The sequence below is a fragment of the Clostridium sp. B9 genome, assembly GCF_050509515.1.
GTDB lineage: Bacteria > Bacillota > Clostridia > Clostridiales > Clostridiaceae > Sarcina.
Map to the genome: position 1 here is coordinate 3,489,451 of NZ_JBNWKA010000003.1, position 23,122 is coordinate 3,512,572.

The following is a 23,122-nucleotide window of genomic DNA, read 5'->3' on the forward strand; positions in this document are numbered from 1 at the left end:
TATAAAAAAATAAGACCATAAAAATTTTATAGTCTTATTTTTATTAGTTTTTAGAATACATCTGGCATTTCTTCATATTGAAGTCTTGCAGAATATATTTTTTCATCTCCATTTTCAACAGTTGCTTTAAGCAAAGTACTTCCACCTTGTGAGATTTTATCTGGAGTTACTTCTATAACTATTACTTTTTCTCCAAGACTTAAGTTTTTAAGTCTTATGCCGGTATTAACTCCACTAATTAAATTCTTATTTAACTCATCTATAGTAAATTCTTCTATGCTATTATATAAACTTCCTTTGTCATAAACTTTAACTTTTAATCCTGACCCTATATTTTTTATGTTGTTAGCATTAAATCCAAAGTCTATAACTGAAGTCGGAGATTTAATATCTGCCAATATAGCAATCTTAAGTGGCATTCCATTAACAACATCAATTCCTCCACTTGCATCTTTTATATTGTCAGGTGATCCAGAATCTAAAATACCAAACTTCTCTATCTTAGTAGGCTCATTTATACTTATACTACTTCCCTTAAAGTCCTCAAGCATTGGCTTAGTCTCTTTAGTATTATATATTAATTTAAATCCAACTCTATTTTGATCTTCTCTAAAATCAAAATTCCCAACTGATTCAACAAGCACATTTATTTTTTTGTCCATACTATTTGCAACATAACTATCTCCTTGACGAGTATAAATTATGTCATTCATTTCATTAGTTTCAATTCTAGTGCTTCCATCACTTTCAAGACGCCCATTAACAGAAATATCGTTATTTATAAACTTAAGACCTTTTGGTATTAATCCAACTATCTTTAACTCACTTAATTTTATTTGCTCTGGTGGATTACTTCCATCTCTTATTACATCTGTTACCTTTAATGGATTTGGATTCATTCTATAATTTACTATGGCTTTACTATTAGCATAAATCTTATTACCACCACTTGTATCAGTAACATCTATCTTAGCATTTAATAAATCTTTAATTTCAAATTTACCGTAACTTCCCTTAGCAATGTTGTCTCTTAAAATACTAGAACCTTTTTTTCCACCATTAGCCCTAGTGAAAATTTTATAATGCATTGTATAAACCCCATTATCTACTGGAAGTTTAACTCCTGATTTACCTTCAAAAACTTCATTAGCTACATCACCAGGTTCATTACTTTTTGATGGATACATAGTAAATACTTCATTATTTCCATTCCCCATCCAATTTAGTTTATTTAAATATTCATTAATATTATTGTCTGCAATATAATATCTATAATAATTATTAGGCCAATAACCTAATTTTTTCGAATAAAAAACTTCATCTAAATCTTTATAATCTTGTGAAGTAGTTGCCTTATTAAGCATTTTAAAAGCATCTCTAATATTTTCATTATAATTATCTAACTTACAATATCCTAACTTAAAGGCTCCTCCACCTCCCCAGTTAAAATATTCAAGTTGTATTGGATAGTATTTATTAGCCTCTAAATATACTGGTTGAAAAGAACTATAAAATGCTGCTGCATGTACTTTAAAGTTACTTCTATCCTGACTTATATACCATCTATTATTGCCACTTACTCCAAAATTACTATTAGCTAATTCGTATGTTGAATTATTCACAGTTAAACTAAATCTTGAACCATCATCTGACTCTGTACCAAATAAGTACCACCCAGATTCTTTTGGTTTTAAATACCCCCAATATTTATCTGATTCTTTGTATGTAAATCCTGGGTAATCATTCCTATAGTTTATATCATCAACTCTCATACTATCATAGAATATTGTTTTAGGTTTCCACATCCAATTACTAACTTCTTTTATAAATCCACCTTTCAAATTATCCCAATAGTTTCCATATTTATAGACTTCATAAACTCTATTTCCCCATTTATAAGTCCACACCTCTGAATTTTCATATCTATTTAAACTTTCAATAAATTCATTTTTATATTTTTTAGTATTAGTTAATTCACACTCTGTATCACCATAAACATAAATAGGTCTAGTACTATTTAAATTTTCTGGTGTTCCATATTCTTGAGGATATTGAGCTATTTTATTGGTAGGTAAATATCCTGGATTTCCTTGTTTTGATTTAAATACTTGACCTCTATCATTCCATGAATCCTCATTATCCATAGTTCCTAAATGACCAACATTATATGCCTGATAAGTTAGATTATTAGGTTTATCAAGCATAATATCAGAGTTCATATTATTTAATTTAAATTCCTCTGGGCTTATTTCTTGTTCACTATTATCCTTAGTAAACCAAGTTTTAATCCAATAAGTTTGATTTTTTGTATCTTGAGCTCCCTTAACAGAAATATTGGCAAAACCCTTTCCAATTAAAGTTTTAGGAGTTCTTTGTGGCTCATTATAAAAATAATTATATGATCCATCTGAAGCCCTCACTGCTGTTTTTCCAACTTCATAAGGAGTTCCTACTTCTCCAATATAATCTGAAACACTTATTTTAACATTTACACCTGGTTTTATAGTAGCTTTTATACCTGGTAAATCTCCTAATGAATTACTACCTACACTCTGAGAAGTTATATTTCCATTTATATCTCCTCCCAAGTCTTTTTCTGTTAAATTTTCACCTTGATAATTAACACTTATATTAAAGGAATTAGAAACATAATTCCCGTTAGAATTAAGCTTATATTTTATATTTCCTAAATCAAATGAATATTTTCCATCTTTAATATCATTTTTATCCACTTTTATGGTTTTCCCATTATAAACTATAGAGTCTATAGTTGCCCCAGTTGGCACACTTATATTTAATTTTGCATCATTAACAGTATATGAGATATCTAAATCTTTTTGTAATTCATCAAAAATTGCATCTAAATTATCACCATAAGATGTTTTTTTATATTGAATTATGTTATCACCTTTTTTATTTCCTGCAACCTCCGACATATCTGCAACTGTATTATATCTAGTTTTATCAGAACTTTTTCCAAAATATATTGAATAGCTAGTTATTCCATTATTCTTCAGTTGATTTGCCATATAAAGTGCGTATTCATATCCGACCTTAAAATTTAAGTAATAACTTATCTTATTTTCCATAGCTTTAACATTAAAATGATCTCCATTAAATGAATTATTAGTATTAACTTCGTCCAATGCTTGTCGTGCACTATCATAATAATCGTAATTGTATCCATATTCATTTATTAAATTAATTAATTCATCTAAGCTTTTTCTATGAAACCATCTTGGTGCAAAAATTTTATCGTCTATGTTTTTATAGAAATATTTTTGATAATTATTAAACTCATTAGTATCTACATTATAATTATCTTCTCCCATTGTATTAATCATATTATAAATTTTTCCTGAGTTACCTGATAAGTTGCTCTTATTGGTATCAGGATAAAATTTCCCAGTATATGCATTAGGTTTCCCATTTGTCATAAATATTACTGTCTTTTCAACTTTCTTACCATTATTATTTTGATTTTCAAATAAAGATATAGCTAGTCTTAAAGCATCCCCTGCATTAGTTCCTAAATGATCATTATTAACTTTCCAATTTGATCCACCAATATTATTAACCTTCTGATTTATTGTATCTGAATCAGCACTCAATTCACTTACTATTTCAGCCTCACCATTATAAGAAACAACTCCTACCTTACAACTATCATCCTTTGAACTTAATAATGTATTTATAAACTTATTAGATGCAGATAATACATTGTGATAAGGATCATTAACTACCATAGTTTGAGAAGTATCTATTATTAAAATAATTTCTTTTTCTACTTTATTCCTAGGATTAAACTCCTTTGGAGTAATAGTATAATCCACCGTTTTTATTTCTCCATGCTCCATATTAAGATTATCTTTATTTGCACTTATATCAAAAGTAGGATTTGCTGGTGTTATTCCATATGCAGACATTCCAATAATACTTATTATTAAAACTGCACATACTATTATAATACCAAACCTCTTTTTCTTCTTAAGTTTCTTCACAATTTCACCCCCACTTTTATTTCTTATTTCTAAAAGCAAATATGTTTTTCACTTCATACGGTTCTGCATTGCTTGTATCAAAAACTATTTTTACTTCTATAGAATTAGCATTTTCAAAAGTAGTTCCTTTTGGCATAGCAGTATATGTTATATTTTTTATAAACTTACCTATTGTAATTTTATTATCCTTAAAATTATTACTTTTCAATTTTCTATTATAAGTTAAAGTTCCATTTTTCAACCTAAAACTTGTTCTAACTTGATTCTCTGTTTCATTATTAACAAATGTTATTATTACATTTTCTCCACTAATATTATTTGTTTTACTCAAATCAACATCTTTAGCATCAGCTTTTATTTTAAAAATTTCTCCACATTCCATAGCAGTCTCACCAAAATGATCTAATATAACCTTTGACTCTCTTTGAAAATCTATCTGGTTACTAGTTTTATTCAAGCTTTTATAGTTTGATATAAAAAATGGTCCAACTATCATTAATATTATTGTTATTAATGATAGTGCAACAACTAATTCTATAAGAGAAAGACCTCTTTTTTTATCTTTTAATTTACTCATATAATCACCAGCCTTCTCTAATATTAATTAACTTCCCAGTTACTTCTCTTAACTAATGATTCTGTATTACTTTCAACGCTATTATCATACTTCCTAATAATTTTATTTCCTATTTCTTTATCCTTAAATAAACCTTTAAATGACTCATAATTATTTGATATTACATTATCAACCACGCTTTGATTGTAAGTTATGTTTAACTTTTTATTATACCCAAATACTATGTTTCCAGTAGTTATTATCGTTCCTTCAAAGTTTATATTATCATTTATAAATATATTTCTATTAGTTATGATAATCCCTTTTCCTTTACCATCATCAAATTCTATTTTAGAATTATTTCCTGTAATTATATTTCCACCTTCAGTACTACTTTGGCTATCTTTATCAATATCTAGCCTTCTATCATTTGAATTACCTGTATTATCTATGTATATAACATTACCATTCTCAAACTTATGAATTTGTTTTGTTATATTTAATTCATCTTTTAATGGACCTAACTCTTCTATTTTATTGTTAAATTGTTCTTCTTTTCCCTTAGCAAATGTTGAATCCTCTAAAGATAATCCACTAGTATATTGAATATTATTATTATTTATATAAACTCCTATACTTTTAGTTTTTTCCGGCAATGAAATCCCACTTGTTTTGATACTAGGAACCGTTCTACTAACTTCTTTAAAATATTTAGCCTTATCTTCTACATTCAAATTAGTTTTACCATCAATACTATTTATAAGTTGTAGTGGATTATAATATCTAAAAGTAACATTCTTACCATCACCAAATGTATATGCAATGTAATTTCCTTTAACAGCTACTGATTCTCCTGTTTGATATGATCCACCCTTAGTATTAATATAAGCACTTCCCATTATTAAAGCATCCTCTTTTATATTTATTGAAGATCCCTCTCCTATATCTTTTGAATTTATAATTATAGCACTAGAATTTTCTCTTTTTTCATTAATACCAGCTTCTATAGTATTACTATTAATTCCATAAAATCCATTATTCAAATCAATAGTTGATTGCTCACCATTTAATATTAAATCATTTTTTGTATAAACAGGATAATTTGAATTTATACTTGAATTTCCAATTGGAGTTTTATTAAATACCATACCACTCTCTGCTTCAAATTCATTTGCTGAAGAATATATACCTAAATTACCGGTATAGACACCATAAGTAGAATTCAATATTTTAGCGTCTGTCCCAACATTTAATACTGATTTACTATTCGGACTATAATTTTGCTTATAGTTTTTATTATTAACCACTATACTAGCTTTACTTATTAAATCTCCATTATAGGAATTTAAAACACTATCATCACCAATTTTTATTCCAATAATATACTGAGGAATTCTATAATCACCTGTATGTTCAGTTTTATTATATAATTTAAAACATTCCTTATCTCCCAAATTTGCAGCTGCAACTATTCCACCATTAACAGTTAGACTAGATCCATTATCCACAACTATATTTTCTCCAACAATCAACCCTTTTTCTAATCCACTATGTGTAGGAATTTTTTCTTCATAATACGCTCCATTAAATTCTGGAACTTTTATATTTAAAGTTAAACTTACATCTTTATAACTTGTATCATTAACTTTAAATTTAGACTCAAACCTTAAGCTTAAAACTTTCCCCTGCTCCTTAATATCTTCAAAGGTAAGATTATTATTTATACTTGGCTCTGTTTTTTCACTAGCTTTAAGTTCTTCTCCATTTAACTGAATTAAAGAAATTGTATAATTATTTTTAGTTTTATCATCTACACTTTTTAAAATATCATTGTTAACTAAAACATTCCCATTTTCATATTTAAAGATATTTTTCAAATTCTCTTCTACATATTTTTCATATACAGGTTTAAAAATTTCATTTTCTTTTTTATCTAGAGCATCTCCAGTTAGTCCTAACAACTCATTATTGTTAGCAACTGCGTCATTCCCCTTTTTTACTGCCTCTTGAGTAATATTTTCTATATATGCCTCAACTTCATCTAATCCAGACTCAGACATATATAGATTTTCAGTTCTTTTTGTTTCTAAAATCGTTGTTTTATAGTTAACTAAAGAAAGTGATACAATAGCTGTTCCAATTACTGATACTATTGCTAAAACAACAATAACATAAGCAAGTGTAGCTCCACTTTTTTTTCTTCTAAAATTCATTTATTTATCACTCCTTTATAACCTTAGTTGAATTTATTTCATATATAAGTTGATTTTTCTTTAATATTTTAATATCAATATTAAACAAATTGCTTCCTGATTCATTTGGCGATTTATTATATAAGTTTTCATATAATCTAGTTATTCCACTACTTGCTTCCCCTGGAACATCATTGTAAGTTAAACTACTACCTAAATTTTTATAACAATAAACACCTAATATGTTATTGGTATTTTGATTACTAAGATTAATGTTAATTTTCCCATTTGTACTTTTATTGTCAGTAATTTTTATTTTAAAATCCTTCTGATTTGCAATTACTGATGATATATAATTGTTATTTATCTTTATATCCCCATTACTTTCTTCACTAATAATGATTTGTCCATTGTTATCACTATTTAATTGACCTAATTTAATCTTTTCTTCAAGATTAGAATTTACACTTCCTAATATTTCGCCATTATTTATATAAAGGTAATAATCAAAATTTTTATTACCTACATTTTCATCTTTATTTACATAAGCATCATTTGGAGTAATATTTCCTGCAACTTCAAAGCCCGAAATATTTCCGCTTATGCTGTAATTTTTAAATTTATTATTCTTATATTCTTTTTTAACCTCAATACTATTTGAATTCCCTAAATTCAATACTGATTTTTCATCAAGATTATCTATATTACTACTGTCTACTGATTTTATTTGCTCCACCATACTTTGAGCAACATCCATAGCTTTTTGTTTTTCACTACTCTTAGCTGTATTCTTAATTGCAGTTAATGTAAAGCTACCTAAGGGTATCATTATCATAGTAAATAAAGTCAAACTAATTATAGCTTCTATTACCGTAAATCCTTTTTTACTTTTTCGTCTTTTGATACCCATAGCTTCACACCTCTTCTGTTACTTTAATAATTTATTATTACTATCTAAATCATAAGTTTCACTTTTAAATTAATTTTTTATAACCTTAACTTTACCTTCTGTTGTTACGTTAACTCTTGGATTTTTAGCATCATCCTTATCTATTACTAAGTTAACTTCCTTATCTGAGCTATTAACTATTTTTATATTAGCTCCTGATTTATCATCATTATTCAATCTCTTTTCTGAAAACACTTCAAAGTTTATATCATTTCCATTAGGTTTGAACTCTTCACCATTTCCATTAAAGTCTGTTGGATATGATTTATCTCCAACTTTATATTTATAATAATACTTTCCGTCTTTACCTGATATGTACATCTCAATATTAGTTGAAGTATTTTCATCTTTACTTAAATAACTTGCCTTATCTTTATCCTCAGATTTTCCTAAAACTATTGTTGGTAAATCTGAATTTATAGGTCTGACAGTCATTAAGAAATCATTCTTCACCTTTGAATTTGCTATTTCACTCTCTATAGTGCCAGTACCTGCTGCACTAACTCCTGAAAACGGATTATCCTTACCATATTTATCATCAGCAGTTGTAAATTCCTCTTTTGAAGCATCAATCTTTGGCATAGCAACTAATTGAATATTCATATTAGCTGAAACCTTACCATCTGTCTGAGCACTCAAATTAAAGTTTAATATATTTATATGCTTTGCATTATTTTCAATAGCTTTAACAAAATTCATTATATTGTCGTATGTTCCATTTATACTTAATGAAACCATCATCTGATTTAAATTATATATTTCCTCTTCTTTTTTCTGAGCAGGTTGCTTTTTACTATTATCAACTATCTTATTATAATCATTTACTATTCCTTGTATCTGATTTTTATTTTCTTCAGTTCCTTGATCACTAACTGTTGTTTCCTGCTTTTGTATAATTGGCATTGTTTTAATTTCTGAAAAACTCATTGTTCCATTTATGCCATTATCATTCATAAGATTATTTAATTCTAGAATTACATTTGGTTGCTCTATACTAGAATAAAAACCTGAAGTTAAGTTTTGAATTTCAGTATTATATATCTTTATTTCTTCCTTGTTAGGCTCTATTGATTGAACCATTCTAACATCATTCTCATACTCTTGTTGTTTTTCTTGTTTTTTTGTTTCTAAGGATTTTATTTCTTTATATTGATAATCCCAAACTATCTTATAATAACCAAATCCTATAACACCTAGAGCTAGGGCAAATAATAAAGTTTTCTCTCTATTGCTTATTTTCATTATTTCCTACCTCCTTTAAAGTACAACTTACAGAGAAGGAGTATTGTCCCTGTGCATTTCTCTCACCAATACCACTTATATAAGTGTTATCTATAAATCCTAAATTGTTTAAGTTATACTGAAGATCACTTATAGCACTTCTTGTTTTAGATAATGCCTGTATTGTTAACGTCTTATTATCTATATTTACTTGAGTAAATGTAACATCATTAGGAACTGTACTGTTTATTATCTTTATTCTCTGAGTACTTACATAATCATTACTATAAATTTGTTCTGATGCTACTTTTACATTATTATAATATTTTTCTAAAATATTATGTTCCTTCTCAATTTTTGTAGCTTCACTTAATTTCTCTTTCATACTAGGTGCATTTATCTTAGCTTCATAATCATTTATGCTCTTGTTTATCATATGCATCCTGATCATATTCACAGAAAAATTAACTGCAAATACAAACACAATTAAGCCTAGTATTGAAATTCCTATATTCTTTCTTTTTGAATAACTTTTTCTTTCTTGAGCTATGTGGGAGAAAAAGTTAAAATCTCTCATTATTCATCACCAACCTAAAGTCTTATTAAGGCTCCAATAGCATTTATGTATTCTGAAACTTTCACTTCTTCTACACCTTTTTTAAATTCGATATTGCTATTTTCCTGAAGTATTTTCGCTCTTAAATCTAATTTAGCTGCTATATATCTTTCAAGTCCCTTTATGTTTGAACTTCCTCCACAAAGATATATTTTATCTATGGTACTATGAGTATTTTTACTCTTATAATATTTGATTATTCTAATTGCTTCATCAAACCACATATCTACAACATCTCTAACACAATGTTCTAAAGAGCCCTCATCTCTACTCATCAAATTACAATTTTCTCTTTTTTGAGTTTCTGCATTTTCTAGTGAAATACCCATTGTCTTTGCTATTTGACTATTCAAATACTTACCACCTGAATTAATTCTTTTCATTAAAATTAATTCATTATTTTTTATTACAGTTAAATCTATACTTTCTTCACCTATATCCATACTTAATATAGTTTCATTTATCTCAGGGTTCATAACATAATATGCTTTTCTCTGTGAATTATAGTTAACATCTAAAGCATATGGTTTCCCCCCTAATATATTTACAAGCTCTGCATAAGAAAAAATCATCTTATTCGGATAAACAACAATAAGAACTTCTAACTTTTCCTTACCATCAACAATTTTTTCACCTAAAATATTATATTGAACCATATGCTCTTCTAATTTTATAGGTAAATATTGTTGAACCTCGTATCTTATAACAGACTCAATTTCTTCCTCAGTTACCTTTGGAACAACTATAGTTCTGTTTATTATGGATGTACTATTAGTAGTGAAAATAATATTGTCAGCTTTCACTTTATGTAAAGCAAGATTGTCATTTAAAGTCATACCTAACTCATCTATATTTTTAATGTGACCATCATCTATTATTCCTATTGGAGTTTTAAATTCAAAGGCTTTCTCTATAGTAACCTTATTTTTATAGTACCTTCCAACTACAACCTTTGTATTTTCACTTCCAATATCAATAGAAACAGCTTTCTTAGATATAACTTTTTTAACTTTATGACTTTCCTTTTTTTCATCTTTTTTATTTTGTTTTTTCTTCTTAAAAGCCTTAAATATATCACCTACATCCATCTGTAATATACTTTTTTTCTCTTTCTTTTCTAAGCTCAAGGTTATTCCTCCTTGCTTTTTATAGTTGAAAAGTGTAAGGAAAAGTTCCTTACACTTTAATTTAATAAATATTAATCTAAATTATATGGTGTGTCACCATTTGGATATACTAATATAGCACCATTTGGTGTGTCCCCTGTTGCATTATCTGTAGAAGCTTTAGGAACTAGATAAACCGTTACGGCCGCTTTTTCTCCACCAACTAATTCTGCTTTATCTCCATCTTTGTCTTTATCTGTAGTATCCGCTGTTCCTGCTTTATCACTTAATAAAACTTTCACTGCAAAAACATCATCCTTAACTGATTCTGATTGCGGTATTAATTGTAAATAATCATCTACTGGATTAGCTGCATCTTTTTTTACCACAAAAAAGCCATCACTCTTTATCGCATCTTCTGCAATTAGTGCTGAAGTTGCATCATATACAGTCTTAGCACTTGCTATATCAGCTTTTACCCTTGATTTTCTTTGTATTGATAAGAAGTTTGGTATTGCTATTGCTGCTAATATTGCTATTATTGCTATTACTATAATTAACTCTATTAACGTAAAACCTTTTTTCTTTTTATTATTTCTTTTTATCATAATACTCTCCCCCTAATTATTCATAATTAATACTAGCTTAATTGATACGGATCTACTGCTTTTGGATAAACATCCTTAGTTCCTATTTTAACTTGAATAACAGCATCATTATTATCATCAGAAGTTATAGTAACAACAAAGCCACTTGTTGAATCTGATTCCGGAACTGGTATTGTTTGTAAATAACTTGTTAAATCTTCAGCATCTTTGGTTCCATTTTCTCCACCTGTAATTACCTTAGCTCTACTTATATTAAGCGTTATAGTTTCACTTTTCACAGGTACTATTTTTCCTTCTGAAACTAATGCAGATGTTGCATCATATATTGTTTTAGCACTTGCCACATCCGCTTTTACTCTTGCTTTTCTTTGTATTGATAAAAAGTTTGGTATAGCAATTGCTGCTAATATTGCAATTATAGCTATAACGATAATAAGTTCAATTAACGTAAAACCTTTTTTCTTTTTATTTTGTTTTTTTGTATTCATTTGTTTTTCCTCCTTAAAAGTATATAATTTATAATTAAACTATTAAAAGTTTAAAATCTTAACTTAATCTCGTTTATTGTAATTAGGATATAATTCTGCTACCACTTTGTTATCTTTGTTTAAAAGTGAAACAGTTATATCTGGCTTACTTTTATCTCCATTTTCAAATACTATGTTTATAAAAAATTGTCCATCCTCAAGAGACTGTGGCTTTATAATACTAGATTCATCTATACCACCATTTTTATTTAATTTATAATTACCAAGATACTTATATATAACTTCTGCCTCTGGATCAAATGGTCTATTCATATATATGCCTCTACCTTCTTCATCTACATAATTCAAATTCCCCTCAGCAATTAATGCATTACTAGCATCATATAAGGTTTTAGCAGTTGCTATATCTGCATTAACCCTAGCTTTTCTCTGAATAGATAAAAAGTTTGGTATTGCTATTGCTGCTAATATTGCTATTATTGCTATTACTATAATAAGTTCTATTAGCGTAAAACCTTTTTTCTTTTTCTTAATTCTCTCATTAATACTCAACTTTTTCACCTCCTAAAACTATCCTATGCTGTTATACATCTTGAACATAGGTGTTAATATTGAAATTAGTAGGAATCCTATAATTACTCCCATAACAACTATCATAGCTGGTTCTATTAAGGCTGTTGCTGTATTTATTTCTCTTTCTAGTTCATCATCGTAAAAGTCTGCTGTCTTATCTAGTATGCTATCTAAAGAACCAGATTCTTCTCCAATCTTAACCATTGAAGCTAGCATTGGTGGGAAAATCTTTATTTTCATGATTGAATCTCCTAAACTTTCCCCTCTTACAACCTTATCCTTTACTCCTAGTAATTCTTTCTCTGCTATTTTGTTTCCAACAACAGAGGCCACAATTTCTAAGGATTTTACTAATGACATTCCACTTGAAGATACTATCCCCATAGTTCTTGTAAATCTTGAAACTATTATCTTTTGAGTAAGTTTCTTTATAACTGGAAGTCTTAAATTTATTACACTTAACTTATATTGCCCTTCTTCACTCTTAAGGTATTTCCCAAGCAATATAATACCTACTACTAAAACTAAGAATATTATTATTCCATACTTACCTAACATTTTACTTGTAGCCAACACCATTTTTGTAGCTATTGGAAGTTCTACATTATTTTCTTCAAACATCTGTATGAATGTTGGCATTACAAAAGTAAGAATAAATGTTATAGCAACAATTGCTACTACCCCAAGTACTATAGGATAAATCATAGCACTCTTAATCTTTCCTCTTATCTTTGTTTCCTTCTCATAGTACTCAGCCATTCTTTTAAGAATGATGTCTAAGTTACCACTTTGTTCTCCAGCATCAATCATACTTATAAGTAAGTTTGGAAAAACATCTTTTCTTTTTTTCATTGAAGAAGCAAGAGTCTCTCCTCTTTTAACATCTGAGTTTACTCCAACCAAAGCTTCTCTCATTTTCTGATTTTCACCTTGATCTATTAATATACTTAAAGCTCTACCAACAGATAGGCCAGAATCTAACATAACATAAAACTGTCTACAAAATACCGCTATATCTTTAAGCTTAACTTTATGACTAAAAGAAAACCCTCTTCTATTTTTAGCATTATCCTTTTCTATACTTAATGGATAATACTCATTTGATAAAAGAATCTCTCTAACTTGGCTTTCAGAGTCTGCAGTTTGAGTACCTTCTATTCTTTGCCCTTCTGAATTAATAGCTTTATATTTATAATTTGCCATAATTCATCTCCTTTTTCTTAAACCAAATTACATATCATAAGTTACATTTAGCATTTCTTCCACAGTAGTTTTTCCTTCTAGAACTAACTTTTTACAAGCTTGCCCTAAAGTCCTCATACCATGCTTTATAGCTATTTCAGTAAGAATATCTGAACTTTCACCCTTTAATATTGCGTCTCTATGCTCTCTAGTTACTTCCATTATTTCATAGACACCCATTCTACCTACATATCCAGTATTATTGCAATAAACACATCCTCTACCTTTATGTAATATTAAATTTTCATGTTCATTTATATTTAATATGTGTTTTTCATATGATGTTGCCTCATAATCCTCACCACATTTTGGGCATATTTTTCTAACAAGTCTTTGTGCAATAACACCCTTGATTGCATTTGCTATTAAATACCTTTGAACTCCCATATCTTCTAATCTTAAGATACTAGAAGGTGCATCATTAGTATGTAGAGTTGATAGAACTAAGTGACCTGTAATTGCTGCTCTTATTGCTATTTGAGCAGTTTCAGTATCTCTAATCTCCCCTACCATTATAATATCTGGGTCTTGTCTTAATATAGATCTTAATCCAGCTGCAAATGTCAATCCAACCTTTGAGTTAACATTAACTTGGTTAACCCCTTCAATAGAACACTCAACTGGGTCTTCTACAGTGATTATATTTTTGCTATCTGTATTAAGTTCATTTAAAAGTGCATAAAGCGTAGTAGTTTTACCACTACCCGTTGGACCAGTAACAAGTATAATCCCATTAGAGTGCTTTGTTATTTTATTTAATAACTCTAACTCTTCAGTATTCATACCTAAACTTTCTTTAGATATTATAAAATTATCCTTATTTACTATTCTTATAACTATCTTTTCTCCTGTTATCATAGGAAGAATAGATACTCTTAAATCTATTTGTTTATTACCAACCTTAGTAAGAATTCTTCCATCTTGGGGAAGTCTTTTTTCCGATATATCAAGGTTAGCAAGTATCTTAACACGAGTTACCAAAGGAGCTAGTGTATCAACTGGTAGCGTTGATATTGTTTGAAGCTTACCATCTATTCTATATCTAATTCTTAAAATATTTTCATAAGTTTCAATATGAATATCACTTGCTCTTTCTTCTACTGCATTTTTAATAACATATTCAATCATCTTTACTATAGGAGCATTATCTAAGTTATCAATTTCCTCGATTTTATCTAAATTAAGTTCATCATCATCAACTTCTTTTGATAACTCCTCTGCTACAGAAAGAACCTTTTGGTTTGAATAATATATATCTATAGCTCTTTCAATAGATTGTTTTATTGCTATATATGGTTTAACCTTTAAACCTGTAGAAATTTCAACATCATCAATAGCAACTATATCAAGTGGATCTGCCATTGCAACCTTTATAATATTCTCTTCTATTTCATATGGGAATATCATGTGTTTTCTACAAACATTCTCAGAAATCATCTTAATAGCTCTTCTATCTATTGTTATAACTTCTAGATTAACTCTTTCAATATTTAATTGTTTTTCTAAAACTTCTATTATATCTTCTTCAGTAACAAAGTTTTGCTCTACTAATATTTCTCCAAGTCTTTTTCCAACTTGTTTTTGAAGTATTAATGCTTCTTTAAGCTTTTCCTCTGTTAATTTTCCTGATTCTATTAGAATATCTCCTAAACGCTTCTTCTGATAACTCATCAAAGGAAATGCCCCCTTTATAACGTAAACCTATCTATATTATTTAACCTTCAATAGATTCTATTCCATAAATTATCTAAAATCCAAAATATATAGGTACAATTAAATTACCTAAAAATATTAATAATATTGTTGATATTCCTATAGCTGGACCAAAGGCTATATAATCTCCTCTTTTCTTTTTCTTAAATAAAATAGATATTACTGCTAATAATCCTCCAATAATAAAAGATAAAAATATATTTATTATTGCTAACTTCCATCCAAGAAAAACTCCTGCTATAGCATGTATTTCAATATCTCCACTTCCCATAGCTCCGCCAGTTAACTTACTAACTAAGAATATAGCTAAACTAGCTATTGCAAATCCTAAAATATAGTTTGTTAGACTCTCTCCAAAATAAAACTTTCCTACTAGCGCAAAAACAAACCCAAGTATTATTGCAGGGTAAGTTGTAACTGCATAAACATCTTGAGTATCATAATCTATTAGCGAAATGACTATAAGAAATGTAATTAAGACTATATACTTAACTGTTAAAAACGAAATTCCATAATATATATATACTAAAAAATATAAAAATCCTGTAAGTAATTCAACCAATGGATATCTTATAGATATCTTATTTTTACAATATCTACATTTACCACCAAGGAACAAATAACTTAATACAGGAACTAAATCTATCGGTTTTAAATTTTTCTTACAATTTCCACAATGAGATGGTGGAAATGCTATGGACTCACCTGCCGGAATCCTAAATATACATACATTTAGAAAGCTTCCAATTATTGTTCCAAATAAAAAAAATAATATAGACACAAAGTCCTCCTCAATTAAAATAAATTAATTTTCCATTAATATTCATAATTAATTATAAACAATATACATTTTATTGTAAATAATTTTGCACAATCTTTTTATTTTATATCTAATTTTCAAAATTCATTACTTTTAGTTATTAAAAAATCATCTTTAATAAAAAAATACTAGCAATTTTAAACTTGCTAGCATTTATAATTTTCAACTTTCTTGATTTACTTCTGGTGTTTTTTCTGGTATAACCTTAGCATTTACCTTTTTTCCATCTACAACCTCTGCTAAATAAGAATCCCCAGTATGAGGTTTTCCTAAATCATATAGTAACTTTGCTAAATCATTAGCCGCTTTTATCCCTGTTATCTCAGCACTAGTTACTCCGTTATCCCCTGGTGTTATAGTTATATTAAAATTACCTGTTTCGGTAATAACCCCTTCTGCTAATAACATTTCTACAGACCTTTCAACTACGGAGCAATTTTGATCATCAACTTTAGATTCTGATTTATCTTTTATTTCAGAGAAATTTGGAGCTATAACAGTTATTATTAATGCCATTATTGCTAACACAACTGTCAATTCAATAAGTGTAAACCCCTTCTTTTTATTCTTCTTTTGTTTCAATTTTTTTAATACTTTATTTGTTATCATATGGCTCTCCACCATCCTTTATATAAATTTTAAAGTTAAGTGTTTTTTAACTTTAATTTCTATTAGGATTATGGACATTCTTACCAATTATATACATAAAAAAGAGATTCTTTTAAAGAATCTCTTTATATCTCATTCGTTTATTAAATTTCTTATGTTACTTTAAATCCTTAGTTATCCCTAAATCTTTCGTATTTCTAAATCTTTTGTTTATTCTTTTCTATGTACGTACTCTATGAACTTCTTTTGTTTTTCTTTAATATCTTTTGTTTTAGCTTAATGCTAATAAATGAATACAATCTCATATGTAAATTTAACATCTTTTGTATTGAAAATTCATTTGCTACTTATTATTTTATCTTTAGTATAGTTATTTCTTTTGTTTCTCAAAAATTAATCATTCGTAACTTATGTACTTATATTAACACATATTTTTCCAGTTGTCTACAAAATAATACAATATTTTTTTCTTTTTTTAATTTATTCTTTTTATACAAACTAAAAGTTCAAAATTAATACTTTAAATAACAATTAATTGCTCTTCAAAGTATTTTAGGGTTCTTTTTCGACATTTAAACCTTTTCTAGTAATCTTTTACACTTATTTACTATTACAATTTAATATTAATTCATTATATAATCATTCATAAACAAGCTAACTAATAAGTCTTATAAATTTTGCAAAAAAATAAAGAGTATAGACTTTTGTCTATACTCAAAAACATAACTAATTCTTAATACATTCCATCCATTCCCATTCCTGCACCTTGAGGAACTTCTTTTTCTGGAATATCTGCAACAGCAGCCTCAGTTGTTAAGAATGTTGATGCTACTGATGAAGCATTTTGAAGAGCTGATCTTGTAACCTTAGTTGGATCAACAATACCTGCTTTAAGCATATTCTTGTATTCTCCTCTTAAAGCATCAAATCCTACTCCTGCTTCGCTATGTTTAACTTTCTCTATTATAACTGAACCTTCTAAACCAGCATTATAAGCAATTTGTCTCATTGGCTCTTCTAATGATCTTACTATTATATTTATACCAACTTGCTCATCTTGAACATCTGAAGTTAACTTAGATACTTCATTTATTACATTAACATAAGCAGTTCCACCACCTGGAACAATACCTTCTTCTACAGCTGCCTTAGTAGCTGCTAAAGCATCTTCTATTCTTAATTTATCTTCTTTAAGCTCAGTTTCTGTAGCGGCTCCAACTTTTATAACAGCAACTCCTCCAGCTAACTTAGCTAATCTTTCTTGTAATTTTTCTTTATCAAACTCAGAAGTAGTAGCCTCTAATTGAGTTTTTATTTGGTGAACTCTGTTTTTGATTTCTTCTGAATCCCCCCTACCATTAACTATAGTAGTGTTATCCTTAGTTACCTTAACACTCTCAGCTTCTCCAAGCATGTCTAATGTAACTTCTTTTAAATCTCTTCCTAATTCATCAGATACAACAACTCCACCAGTTAATATAGCTATATCTTGAAGCATTTCTTTTCTTCTATCCCCAAAGCCTGGAGCTTTAACTGCTACACAAGTAAATGTGCCTCTTAACTTATTAACAACTAATGTTGTCATAGCTTCTCCTTCTATATCATCTGCAACGATTAGAAGTTTTCTTCCTGCTTGAACTATTTGCTCAAGTATTGGTAATAAATCTTGGATATTGCTTATTTTCTTATCAGTTATTAATACTAATGGATTATCTAAAACAGCTTCCATTTTCTCAGTATCTGTCACCATGTAAGCTGAAACATATCCTCTATCAAACTGCATACCTTCAACAACATCTAATTCAGTTCCCATTGACTTAGATTCTTCAACTGTGATAACACCTTCATTGCCAACCTTCTCCATAGCATCTGCTATTAATTGACCAACTTTTTCATTAGCAGCTGATATAGCAGCAACTCTAGCTATATCTTCTTTTCCATTTACAGGTTTAGAAATCTTTTGAATTTCTTCAACAGCCTTCTCAACTGCAAGTCTAATACCATTTCTTATTAGAATTGGATTAGCTCCTGCCGTAACGTTCTTTAATCCTTCTCTTATGATAGCTTGTGCTAAAAGTGTAGCTGTAGTTGTTCCGTCTCCTGCTACATCATTAGTCTTAGTAGCTACCTCTTTAACAAGTTGAGCTCCCATGTTTTCATAAGCATCTTCAAGCTCAATTTCTCTTGCTATTGTAACCCCATCGTTTGTTATAAGTGGTGAACCAAATTTTTTATCTAAAATAACATTTCTTCCTTTTGGTCCTAATGTAACTTTTACAGTATTAGCTAATTTATCTACACCTGCTTGCATAGATCTTCTAGCCTCTTCACCGAATAATAATGTTTTAGCCATATTCTTTCTACCTCCCAAATTTATTACGATTATATAGTTCTATATCTTCAATTAATTTATTCTACTACTGCAAGTATATCGTCTTGTCTTAATATAGTATATTCTTCGCCTTCAAACTTAACTTCTGTTCCTGCATACTTAGAGTATAAAACCTTATCTCCAACTTTAACTTCCATCTCAGTTCTTTTTCCATCAACTATTGCCCCAGGCCTACTGCCACAACTTCTGCTTCTTGTGGTTTTTCCTTTGCAGTACCAGTAACTATAATACCGCTTTTTGTAGTTTCCTCAGCCTCTAATCTCTTTATGACAACTCTGTCTCCAAGTGGTTTAATATTCATCAAAAACCCTCCTTCAAAAATGCTAATAATTATTCAATTATTTAGCACTCTTTATTGCAGAGTGCTAATTCTTATTAATATAATATAATTTACCAGTTCTAAATTCAATAACTAAATTTATTAATTTACAATATTTTATTATTATTTTCCATTTTTAAATTAAATTAACTTCTAATTTCTATAAAATGCTTTATTTTTCTTTAAATTTCTTTCCATCCAACTTATCTCTTTATTAATGATATACTATTAAGAACCTTTCCATTATCTTTAGTAGTATATCATTTGATTTTTTATATAATTTAGCTGTTATACTATGTTTTTTAATTATAGACAAGTTGCCCTTAATTAATACAACACATACTATAAATTAATACGAAATTTATCCTTTAAATATGTATTGCTTGATTAATATTTTATAAAAAAGTCTAGAATAACAAAAAAAGATTATTTTAAGGAGTTTCAAATGATTAAGAAAGTGAGTAACTTAACTTTTTCTATCTATTTATTAATTAGTGCAATTATATTTTCAACTTTATTAACTCTAAATATTTCACCAATAATATATTCTCTATTTATAAACTCAACTAATCTAGTAGAAATAAATAATTTAACTAGAGAAGAACTAATGACTGACTATCTAAACATCATATCCTATTTAAATCACCCTAATAAAAATGAACTTATTTTTGAAAATTTTGCTATGAGTCCTAACGGAGCCTACCACTTCTTAGAAGTTAAACTTATTTTTTCTTCTGTTTATTTAATAGGTATAGCTTGCTTATTACTATTTATTTTCTTATTTATATCAAGGAAAAAATTCAATTTAAAATTCTCATTTAAGGCTCTAAACTTATTTTTTTATGAAGTAATCAGTATATGCTCTTTAATACTTCTAGCTTTCTACTTTAACTTTTCTAAAGTTTTTACTGTATTTCATAAAATATTATTTAACAACAATTACTGGATATTTAATCGTAAAACTGACCCAATAATAAATGCATTGCCAGAATCTTATTTTATGACGCTAGGAGTATTTGCTTTAGTAGCTATAATACTAATTGCTATACTTTCAAAGTTAATCTATATAAGTAAAACTAAGAGCTATAAAAAATGAATATTTTCTTGCTATTATTCAAATTCTTAATATAACGACTTTTAAAAAATTCACTCCATATATTATAATATTTATAAGTATTCTACGTATTTAGGATGTGATGAATATGCATAAAGAAAAACATATATGTGAGCTTTGTGAAAGAGAAGTTCCTATTATAACAGAACATCATCTAATTCCTCGTGAAAAAGGTGGACGATTTCAAGAAACTGCATGGTTTTGTGTTCCTTGTCATAAACAGGTCCATGCTTTATATAGTAACTATGAATTAGCCACAAGACTTTTTTCTGTTCCTAGACTTAGAGACGATGAAAAGATTAAGCGTTATCTAAAATTTATAAAAAAGCACCCTGGCGAAACTAATATTACTATAAAAAAGTCAAAAGCTGTGCGTAAAAAAGGTCGTTATTAGAAAATGAGGCTGTATCAAAACCTTCGAATTTAAACTTGTAAACAGCAAGTTTTATTAGAACAGCATTTTGATGCAACCTCTATATTTTTATAATTTTATTCCATTTTCTCTTGCATAATAGAATAGATATTGTTGAGCAAATCCTGAATACTCTCCAAATCTTTCCCTAGCAAATATTCTTATCTTATTTAATGAAGCATCGTCTGCACCATAGAAATGCATCATAGCTCTCTTAACCCAAACATCAACTGGGAAAGCTGAACTCTTCTTCATTGAAAATAACATTATACAATCTGCAACTTTTGCACCTACTCCCATAAATTCTTGAAGTCCTTTATGACATAAATCTGCATCCATAGCCATTATTTTTTCCAAGTCATATTTTGCTAAAACCTCTTCTATTTCTTCTTCTGAAGCTTCAAGTTTTCCAGCCTTAGCTAAGTCACACTTATAGATATTTTGAGTTGTATCAAAAATATATTTACTTCTAAATGAAGCACCAGTTTCTCTTATTTCATCAACTGTAGCTTTAGCTAAACTCTCTACACTTGGAAAAGCGTAATATGTATTACCTTTATATTCTATAGCTTTTCCCCATCTTTCACTTATTTTCTTAATAGTTTTAGCTATTACAGGTATACTATTTCTTGCTGATATAATAAATGAAATTACTAATTCAAACGGCTCTTGATTTAATATTCTTATACCATATCCATACTCTACAGCACTCTTTAAAGTATCATCCCAAGATAATGCTTCTTTAACTTTTGAGTAATCTCTTTCTAAGTCAAAGTAATCCATCCATATATTTTCAAAATCTTCTTTGTTTGTGTTATAAATTATAACATCATTACCTTCTTGAGCTACTTCTATAACTCTACCAAAAGCAACTCCTATGTATGATCCACTTTCAGTTCTTTCCCATCTGAAGCACTGACCACATTCAAAAGTCTGTTTTATATTAAAATTTTGAGTATCTTTTAATATAACTTTTCCTTCTTCAAATACAACATTTTTAACGTCCATTTCTTTCACCTATCTTTCTCTTCTTATGATTTCATCTAAAACCTCTGCTGCAGTTTCTATCATAACTATACATCTTCTGTCATCATCTTTTCTATATTTAGCTTTTAATTCTGTGCAGTTGTAATCCCCTAATCTCTCATAAAATTTTTCCATAAACTCTTTTGTTAACTCTCTTGTTTGTGGACTTTGATGTCCTCTATCTTCTGTAAACATAACTCCAATTATTCCTGCTGCCCCAGTAGCTGCTCCACATACGTGACCAATTGCAAGCCCACCACCAAATGATGACATAACCTTTAAAGTTTCCTTTGATAAGTTTAAATTATATTCTTCATTTGCAGCATACATTATGCACTCTGCACAATTTAAATCATGTTTTTTATCCCATTTTTCTATTGCTTTTTCAACTAACATATTTTTTCCTCCAAAATAAAGTTTTATTAATTATAAAATCTAAAAACTCTACATATTTAATATTATACTAATAAAAATTATTAATAAATAGTCTTTTTAAACATTGTTTAATAAAATTATATTGTACAAATTTATTATACTTACTTCCACCTAAATAATCTTTAGAATTAAAATAAAAAACATGGATAGGTGTTCTTATGAATCACCTTCCATGTTATAAACTAAGCTTCTATTTTTTTCTTTTTATCACTTTTAAAAGTATCCCAAAGAACACTCAATGCAATTAAGAACACAAGTCCTGATATAACTATAGGTTTTGCTAAAAATATAGTTACATATCCTAAAAACGGTATTCTAAATAAAACTTTTCCTATTAAATCACTAGCTGTAACCACTTCTGTATCCTCAGCGTTATTATTATCTCCCTTTGTTATAAAACCTTCTTCATTTTTTTCTATAATTCTATGTGTAACAACATTACCATCATATTTAAAAGTTATTATATCTCCTACTTCAACTTCATTAACTTCAGCACTTCTCACAACTGCTAAATCACCAGTATTAATTGTTGGCTCCATGCTTCCACTTAATATGGTATATGTTCTAAATCCTACAGCCTTAAAAATCGCATCTGACTTGCTCATAAAGTTATTTATTAATATAAGTACTAATACTCCTATCAATATGTAATATATTATATTTCCAAATTTCTTACCACCCATAAAATCACCCTTACTAAAAATTTGTCCTATAATATATATATTCAAAT

General features: G+C 28.1%; 20 protein-coding genes and 1 pseudogene. 2 read left to right on the top strand and 19 right to left on the bottom strand.

From position 1 onward, the window contains the following. Positions 1–50: 50 nt before the first annotated feature. The 16 genes and pseudogenes from ACQZHJ_RS15650 to groES all read right to left on the bottom strand — a co-directional run bounded on the left by ACQZHJ_RS15650 (position 51) and on the right by groES (position 19,387). Positions 51–4,001, bottom strand: a complete 3,951-nt coding sequence (locus tag ACQZHJ_RS15650) for a VWA domain-containing protein (RefSeq protein ID WP_430486440.1) — start codon at positions 3,999–4,001, stop codon at positions 51–53. 16 nt (positions 4,002–4,017) lie between these two features. Beyond that, the gene (locus tag ACQZHJ_RS15655; protein WP_430486441.1) at positions 4,018–4,578 is read right to left on the bottom strand and encodes a PilW family protein; all 561 of its coding nucleotides are present in this window, start codon (positions 4,576–4,578) and stop codon (positions 4,018–4,020) included. Positions 4,579–4,601: 23 nt separating this feature from the next. Beyond that, positions 4,602–6,770 (bottom strand): type II secretion system protein, encoded by a 2,169-nt coding sequence (locus ACQZHJ_RS15660; protein WP_430486442.1) that lies wholly within the window; start codon positions 6,768–6,770, stop codon positions 4,602–4,604. Between the two features lie 7 nt (positions 6,771–6,777). After that, positions 6,778–7,659: a type IV pilus modification PilV family protein gene (locus tag ACQZHJ_RS15665; RefSeq protein ID WP_430486443.1), complete on the bottom strand. Its 882-nt coding sequence runs from the start codon at positions 7,657–7,659 to the stop codon at positions 6,778–6,780. A gap of 69 nt (positions 7,660–7,728) precedes the next feature. Continuing rightward, complete coding sequence (locus tag ACQZHJ_RS15670; protein ID WP_430486444.1) at positions 7,729–8,940, bottom strand: hypothetical protein; 1,212 nt, start codon at positions 8,938–8,940, stop codon at positions 7,729–7,731. Next, positions 8,924–9,496: a PilN domain-containing protein gene (locus tag ACQZHJ_RS15675; protein ID WP_430486445.1), complete on the bottom strand. Its 573-nt coding sequence runs from the start codon at positions 9,494–9,496 to the stop codon at positions 8,924–8,926. The genes ACQZHJ_RS15670 and ACQZHJ_RS15675 overlap by 17 nt, the downstream gene beginning before the upstream one ends. A 14-nt stretch (positions 9,497–9,510) precedes the next feature. Next, the gene (gene pilM / locus ACQZHJ_RS15680; protein WP_430486446.1) at positions 9,511–10,662 is read right to left on the bottom strand and encodes a pilus assembly protein PilM; all 1,152 of its coding nucleotides are present in this window, start codon (positions 10,660–10,662) and stop codon (positions 9,511–9,513) included. A gap of 71 nt (positions 10,663–10,733) precedes the next feature. Beyond that, on the bottom strand, positions 10,734–11,249 hold the full coding sequence (locus tag ACQZHJ_RS15685; RefSeq protein WP_430486447.1) for a prepilin-type N-terminal cleavage/methylation domain-containing protein: 516 nt from the start codon (positions 11,247–11,249) through the stop codon (positions 10,734–10,736). Between the two features lie 32 nt (positions 11,250–11,281). Continuing rightward, positions 11,282–11,737, bottom strand: coding sequence for a prepilin-type N-terminal cleavage/methylation domain-containing protein (locus ACQZHJ_RS15690; protein ID WP_430486448.1), 456 nt, complete (start codon positions 11,735–11,737; stop codon positions 11,282–11,284). 63 nt (positions 11,738–11,800) lie between these two features. Next, positions 11,801–12,283 (bottom strand): prepilin-type N-terminal cleavage/methylation domain-containing protein, encoded by a 483-nt coding sequence (locus ACQZHJ_RS15695; protein ID WP_430486905.1) that lies wholly within the window; start codon positions 12,281–12,283, stop codon positions 11,801–11,803. A gap of 24 nt (positions 12,284–12,307) precedes the next feature. Further along, complete coding sequence (locus ACQZHJ_RS15700) at positions 12,308–13,513, bottom strand: type II secretion system F family protein (protein ID WP_430486449.1); 1,206 nt, start codon at positions 13,511–13,513, stop codon at positions 12,308–12,310. Positions 13,514–13,540: 27 nt separating this feature from the next. Continuing rightward, positions 13,541–15,226, bottom strand: a complete 1,686-nt coding sequence (locus tag ACQZHJ_RS15705; RefSeq protein WP_430486450.1) for a GspE/PulE family protein — start codon at positions 15,224–15,226, stop codon at positions 13,541–13,543. 73 nt (positions 15,227–15,299) lie between these two features. Then, on the bottom strand, positions 15,300–16,046 hold the full coding sequence (locus ACQZHJ_RS15710; protein WP_430486451.1) for a prepilin peptidase: 747 nt from the start codon (positions 16,044–16,046) through the stop codon (positions 15,300–15,302). Between the two features lie 201 nt (positions 16,047–16,247). Next, positions 16,248–16,694 carry a prepilin-type N-terminal cleavage/methylation domain-containing protein gene (locus ACQZHJ_RS15715; RefSeq protein WP_430486452.1) on the bottom strand — a complete coding sequence of 149 codons (447 nt, stop codon included), beginning with the start codon at positions 16,692–16,694 and terminating at the stop codon, positions 16,248–16,250. A gap of 733 nt (positions 16,695–17,427) precedes the next feature. After that, positions 17,428–19,047, bottom strand: coding sequence for a chaperonin GroEL (gene groL / locus ACQZHJ_RS15720; RefSeq protein WP_430486453.1), 1,620 nt, complete (start codon positions 19,045–19,047; stop codon positions 17,428–17,430). A gap of 56 nt (positions 19,048–19,103) precedes the next feature. Then, positions 19,104–19,387 (bottom strand): annotated as a pseudogene (groES, locus tag ACQZHJ_RS15725) (co-chaperone GroES). Positions 19,388–19,850: 463 nt separating this feature from the next. On the opposite strand from groES, the gene ACQZHJ_RS15730 reads away from it, so the two are divergent. Then, positions 19,851–20,501 carry a TIGR01906 family membrane protein gene (locus ACQZHJ_RS15730; protein ID WP_430486454.1) on the top strand — a complete coding sequence of 217 codons (651 nt, stop codon included), beginning with the start codon at positions 19,851–19,853 and terminating at the stop codon, positions 20,499–20,501. A gap of 106 nt (positions 20,502–20,607) precedes the next feature. Next, positions 20,608–20,913 (top strand): HNH endonuclease, encoded by a 306-nt coding sequence (locus ACQZHJ_RS15735; protein ID WP_430486455.1) that lies wholly within the window; start codon positions 20,608–20,610, stop codon positions 20,911–20,913. A gap of 87 nt (positions 20,914–21,000) precedes the next feature. Here ACQZHJ_RS15735 and ACQZHJ_RS15740 read toward each other — a convergent pair whose 3' ends face one another. The 3 genes from ACQZHJ_RS15740 to ACQZHJ_RS15750 form a co-directional block, all read right to left on the bottom strand. Further along, a complete protein-coding gene (locus ACQZHJ_RS15740) occupies positions 21,001–21,939 on the bottom strand; it encodes a DNA-3-methyladenine glycosylase family protein (protein ID WP_430486456.1) in 939 nt (312 codons plus the stop codon). Positions 21,940–21,948: 9 nt separating this feature from the next. Further along, a complete protein-coding gene (locus ACQZHJ_RS15745) occupies positions 21,949–22,353 on the bottom strand; it encodes a C-GCAxxG-C-C family protein (protein ID WP_430486457.1) in 405 nt (134 codons plus the stop codon). 221 nt (positions 22,354–22,574) lie between these two features. Next, entirely contained in the window at positions 22,575–23,075 is a 501-nt protein-coding gene (locus ACQZHJ_RS15750) for a signal peptidase I (protein WP_430486458.1), read from the bottom strand. Positions 23,076–23,122: the final 47 nt, after the last annotated feature.

What these genes read in the sequence shown, in the direction of transcription:
- ACQZHJ_RS15655 (WP_430486441.1), bottom strand. Translation starts at nt 4,578, where the DNA reads ATGAGTAAATTAAAAGATAAAAAAAGAGGTCTTTCTCTTATAGAATTA.
- ACQZHJ_RS15660 (WP_430486442.1), bottom strand. Translation starts at nt 6,770, where the DNA reads ATGAATTTTAGAAGAAAAAAAAGTGGAGCTACACTTGCTTATGTTATT.
- ACQZHJ_RS15665 (WP_430486443.1), bottom strand. Translation starts at nt 7,659, where the DNA reads ATGGGTATCAAAAGACGAAAAAGTAAAAAAGGATTTACGGTAATAGAA.
- ACQZHJ_RS15670 (WP_430486444.1), bottom strand. Translation starts at nt 8,940, where the DNA reads ATGAAAATAAGCAATAGAGAGAAAACTTTATTATTTGCCCTAGCTCTA.
- ACQZHJ_RS15675 (WP_430486445.1), bottom strand. Translation starts at nt 9,496, where the DNA reads ATGAGAGATTTTAACTTTTTCTCCCACATAGCTCAAGAAAGAAAAAGT.
- ACQZHJ_RS15685 (WP_430486447.1), bottom strand. Translation starts at nt 11,249, where the DNA reads ATGATAAAAAGAAATAATAAAAAGAAAAAAGGTTTTACGTTAATAGAG.
- ACQZHJ_RS15690 (WP_430486448.1), bottom strand. Translation starts at nt 11,737, where the DNA reads ATGAATACAAAAAAACAAAATAAAAAGAAAAAAGGTTTTACGTTAATT.
- ACQZHJ_RS15700 (WP_430486449.1), bottom strand. Translation starts at nt 13,513, where the DNA reads ATGGCAAATTATAAATATAAAGCTATTAATTCAGAAGGGCAAAGAATA.
- ACQZHJ_RS15715 (WP_430486452.1), bottom strand. Translation starts at nt 16,694, where the DNA reads ATGATAACAAATAAAGTATTAAAAAAATTGAAACAAAAGAAGAATAAA.
- groL (WP_430486453.1), bottom strand. Translation starts at nt 19,047, where the DNA reads ATGGCTAAAACATTATTATTCGGTGAAGAGGCTAGAAGATCTATGCAA.
- ACQZHJ_RS15730 (WP_430486454.1), top strand. Translation starts at nt 19,851, where the DNA reads ATGATTAAGAAAGTGAGTAACTTAACTTTTTCTATCTATTTATTAATT.
- ACQZHJ_RS15735 (WP_430486455.1), top strand. Translation starts at nt 20,608, where the DNA reads ATGCATAAAGAAAAACATATATGTGAGCTTTGTGAAAGAGAAGTTCCT.
- ACQZHJ_RS15740 (WP_430486456.1), bottom strand. Translation starts at nt 21,939, where the DNA reads ATGGACGTTAAAAATGTTGTATTTGAAGAAGGAAAAGTTATATTAAAA.
- ACQZHJ_RS15745 (WP_430486457.1), bottom strand. Translation starts at nt 22,353, where the DNA reads ATGTTAGTTGAAAAAGCAATAGAAAAATGGGATAAAAAACATGATTTA.
- ACQZHJ_RS15750 (WP_430486458.1), bottom strand. Translation starts at nt 23,075, where the DNA reads ATGGGTGGTAAGAAATTTGGAAATATAATATATTACATATTGATAGGA.